The following is a 3,777-nucleotide window of genomic DNA, read 5'->3' on the forward strand; positions in this document are numbered from 1 at the left end:
GCGGAGGGGAGTATTCCCCGATCGCAACGTCGTCATCACGGAGACTCCCAGCAGTCGCCCGGTGTTGCGGGCCGCATCGCGGCGGAAGAGACCTCCGGCGTCCCGACGACCGGAGGAACCCACCGTGATCCTGCCCTTGGCCGAGAGCACCGCTGACACCGTCAGCATGTCCGTCTCGCAGACCGAGTGGATCGTGACGATCGCCGTCACGATCGCCGTGCTGCTGTTCGACGTCATCGTGGTGGCCCGCAAGCCGCACGAGCCCACGATGAAGGAGTGCGCGATCTACCTGGCCGGTTACATCGGCCTGGCCGTGGCCTTCGGCATCTGGGTGGCGGTCCACCACGACGTGTCGGGGAAGGGCGGCGACTTCGGCCTGCAGTTCTTCGCCGGCTGGCTGACCGAGTACAGCCTCTCGATCGACAACTTGTTCATCTTCTTGATCATCATGGCGAGCTTCAAGGTGCCCAGGAAGCTGCAGCAGGAGGCGCTGCTCGTCGGCATCATCATCGCCCTGGTGTTCCGCGGCATCTTCATCGCGCTCGGCGCCGTCGCGATCGAGAACTTCTCGTGGATCTTCTACCTGTTCGGCGCGTTCCTGCTGTGGACCGCTTACACGCTGATGAAGGACACCGAGCACGATGACGACGGCCACAACGGCGTCGTCCGTTTCGCCGAGCGCTTCTTCAACACCAAGAAGGAATGGCACGGCCTCAAGCTGTTCATCAAGGAGAACGGCAAGACGTTCATCACGCCGATGTTCCTGGTCATCCTGTCGCTCGGCACGACGGACCTGCTGTTCGCGCTCGACTCGATCCCGGCGATCTACGGGCTCACCAAGGAGCCCTACCTCGTCTTCACCGCCAACGTCTTCGCGCTGATGGGGCTGCGCCAGCTCTACTTCCTGCTCGGCGACCTGCTCAAGCGCCTGATCTACCTGTCGCAGGGGCTCGCCGTCCTGCTGGCGTTCATCGGCGTCAAGCTCGTGCTGCACGCGCTGCACACCAACGAGCTGCCGTTCCTCAACGGCGGCGAGCACTTCGACGTGCCGGAGATCCCGACGCTGCTCAGCCTCGGCGTGATCGTGGCGGTTCTCGCGACGACGGCCATCGTCAGCCTGACGGTCTCGGCCCGGCGTGAGAAGGCCGGCCGCGAGCTCGGCTGAGCCCCAGCTGCATGACATGCGTCGGCCCGGCTCCTCGTGGAGCCGGGCCGACGCGATGATCACCGGAGGTCGTGCGGAGGTATGTCCTCGGGGTTCGTGATCTCGAGGTCCTCGCCCTGCGCCCGGCGGTGGAGGTAGATCGGCACCGAGAGCAGGAGTCCGATGGCCAGGAGGATGCCGGCGACCTGGTACTGCTCCCCGTCACGGCCCGACAGGGGTGTGACGAGGTAGAGGCAGGACAGCGCGCCGGCGACAGCGATCGCCGTGTGCGTACGGAAGTGGCTGTGCTCCACCCGGTCGTGCCGGAGGACGAGCACTGCGACGTTGACGACCGCGAAGACGCCCAGCAGCAGGAGCGCCGTCGTGCCGCCGAGCACCGCGATGGCGTCGTCGCTGGCGTTGGAGACATACGCGATGAGGCCGAACGCCAGCACGGTCGTGAACAGGATCGCCGCCCACGGCGTGCGGTTCTTGGCGTGGACCTTGGACAACGACGTGGGGATGACGCCCTGCTTGGACATGCCGTAGAGCAGCCGGCTGGCCATCATCATGTTGATCAGCGCGGAGTTGGCGACAGCGAACATCGAGATGAACGGCAGGATCTTGTCCATCGGGAAGTCGGGCGCGCCGGCCTTGACGACCTCGACGAGCGGGGTGTCGCTCGCAGCGAGCGTGCCCACGGGCACGAGCGCCACGGCGCAGATCGACACCAGGATGTAGATCGTGCCGGTGATGCCCAACCCGGTCAGCATCATCTTCGGGAAGATCCGGTGAGGCTCGTGGCACTCCTCGGCCATGTTGACCGAGTCCTCGAAGCCGACCATCGCGAAGAACGCCAGCGAAGTCGCGGTGGTGACCGCCAGGAAGACATTCTTGTCGTCCGGGGTGTCGAATGCCGTCACCCGGCTGAAGTCCGCGTCGCCGCCGGAGATCGCGTAGACACCGATGATGATCACGATCAACAGGCCCGACAGCTCGACGAGGGTCAGGACGACATTGGCCTTGACGCTCTCGCTGACTCCACGCAGGTTGATCGCCATGACCAGCGCCATGAACGCGAGCGCCATCAGCATGATCTCGGAGTTGCTGGCCTCCCACTCGATCCCCGTCGCGAGGTTTGCCGCGAACGCCCGTGACGCCGTCGACGCGGACGTGATGCCCGAGCACATGACCGCGAAGGCGACGATGAACGTGAAGAAGTGGACGCCGAAGGCCTTGTGGACGTACAGCGCGGCGCCCGCGGCCTGCGGGTACTTGGTGACCAGCTCGAGGTAGGAGAACGCCGTGAGGGTCGCGACGATGAACGCCACGAGGAACGGCAGCCAGGCGGCCCCACCGACCTCGGCCGCGACCTGTCCGGTGAGGGCGTAGACCCCCGTGCCGAGGATGTCGCCCACGATGAAGAGCAGCAGGAGTCTGGGCCCCATGACCCTTCTGAGCTCTGTCCCTTGCCCCGGCCTGGTCGTTTCGGTGCTCATGAATCCCCCTTGCTCGTGCGCTCTCGTCGGGCGCAACTTGCCTCACACCTTCCACCGAGTGGCTCGTGGGCGCAACCAGGCAGTGTAGTTTCGACCCCGTGGTTGATGTGAGGACAATGGTCTCCGAGTGGATCGGCAAGCTGGTCGTTCGGCGCATCCAGAAGAAGGGCATCGACCTCTCACGCATCTCGTTCATTCCCGAACCGACCAAGGTTCCGTTGCAGCGCAATGTCATGGATCCGGTGCCGCGGATCGCCGAGATCCGGGCGACCGAGCCGATGCACAAGCTCGACCTGCCGTTCAACTTCCGTGCCTACCTGGTGACCGGCTACGAGGAGTCGCGCCGCATCCTGACGGACCGCGACTCGTACTCCAACGACATCCGCCACATGTTCCACGGCGACGGGCCGGCCACCTCTGACGACATCGGGGGACTGGGGTTCACCGACCCGCCGCTGCACACGCGGTTGCGCAAGATCGTCACGCCGGAGTTCACGATGAGGCGCCTCGCCCGGCTCGAGCCCATGATCGGCGAGATCGTCGACAACCAGCTCGACAAGCTCGAGGCCGAGGGCCCGGGTGCGGATCTGGCGAAGCATGTGGCGTTCCCGGTGCCGTTCCAGACGATCTGCGCGCTGCTCGGACTCGACTACGAGGACCGCGACGCGTTCGAGAAGCTCGGGAGCGCACGCTTCGACGCGACGAACGGCGGGGCCGCCGCCTTCGGCGCGGTGTCGGAGCAGCGTGACTTCCTGTTCGAGGCGGTCGCCCGGCAGCGCAAGGAGCCCGGCCCCGGGCTCATCGGGCAGATCCTGCGCGACGAGGGCGACCTGATCACCGACGTCGACCTCGCCGGACTCGCCGACGGCGTGTTCACCGGCGGCTACGAGACCACCGCGGGCATGATCGCGCTCGGCACGATCGTCCTGTTGCGTGATCCCGAGTACGCCAACCTGATCCGCAAGGGCGATCCCGAGGACGTCGACCGGATCGTCGAGGAGCTCCTGCGCTACCTGTCGGTCGTGCAGGTCGCGTTCCCGCGGTTCGCCAAGCAGGACATGATGCTGTTCGGCCAGCAGCTCAGGGCCGGCGACGTCGTCCTGGCCTCGCTGAGTGGCGCCAACCGCGATCCGG

3 protein-coding genes are annotated in these 3,777 nt (G+C 66.0%); 2 read left to right on the forward strand and 1 reads right to left on the reverse strand.

Annotated features, from left to right (window positions below; genetic code table 11):
- The first annotated feature begins 166 nt into the window (after nucleotides 1–166).
- Complete coding sequence (locus V6M46_RS07015) at nucleotides 167–1,165, forward strand: TerC family protein (RefSeq protein WP_332663257.1); 999 nt, start codon at nucleotides 167–169, stop codon at nucleotides 1,163–1,165.
- 59 nt (nucleotides 1,166–1,224) lie between these two features.
- Here V6M46_RS07015 and V6M46_RS07020 read toward each other — a convergent pair whose 3' ends face one another.
- Complete coding sequence (locus V6M46_RS07020) at nucleotides 1,225–2,592, reverse strand: APC family permease (protein WP_332663258.1); 1,368 nt, start codon at nucleotides 2,590–2,592, stop codon at nucleotides 1,225–1,227.
- A 167-nt stretch (nucleotides 2,593–2,759) separates the two neighbouring features.
- Here V6M46_RS07020 and V6M46_RS07025 point away from each other — a divergent pair.
- On the forward strand, nucleotides 2,760–3,777 hold a 1,018-nt coding region (locus V6M46_RS07025), incomplete at its 3' end, for a cytochrome P450 (protein ID WP_332663259.1).

This window comes from Aeromicrobium sp., from assembly GCF_036676885.1.
Lineage (GTDB): Bacteria > Actinomycetota > Actinomycetes > Propionibacteriales > Nocardioidaceae > Aeromicrobium.

Bases quoted from the DNA above. Each gene is read 5' to 3' on its own strand.
- V6M46_RS07015 (WP_332663257.1), top strand. From the start codon at position 167: ATGTCCGTCTCGCAGACCGAGTGGATCGTGACGATCGCCGTCACGATC.
- V6M46_RS07020 (WP_332663258.1), bottom strand. From the start codon at position 2,592: ATGGGGCCCAGACTCCTGCTGCTCTTCATCGTGGGCGACATCCTCGGC.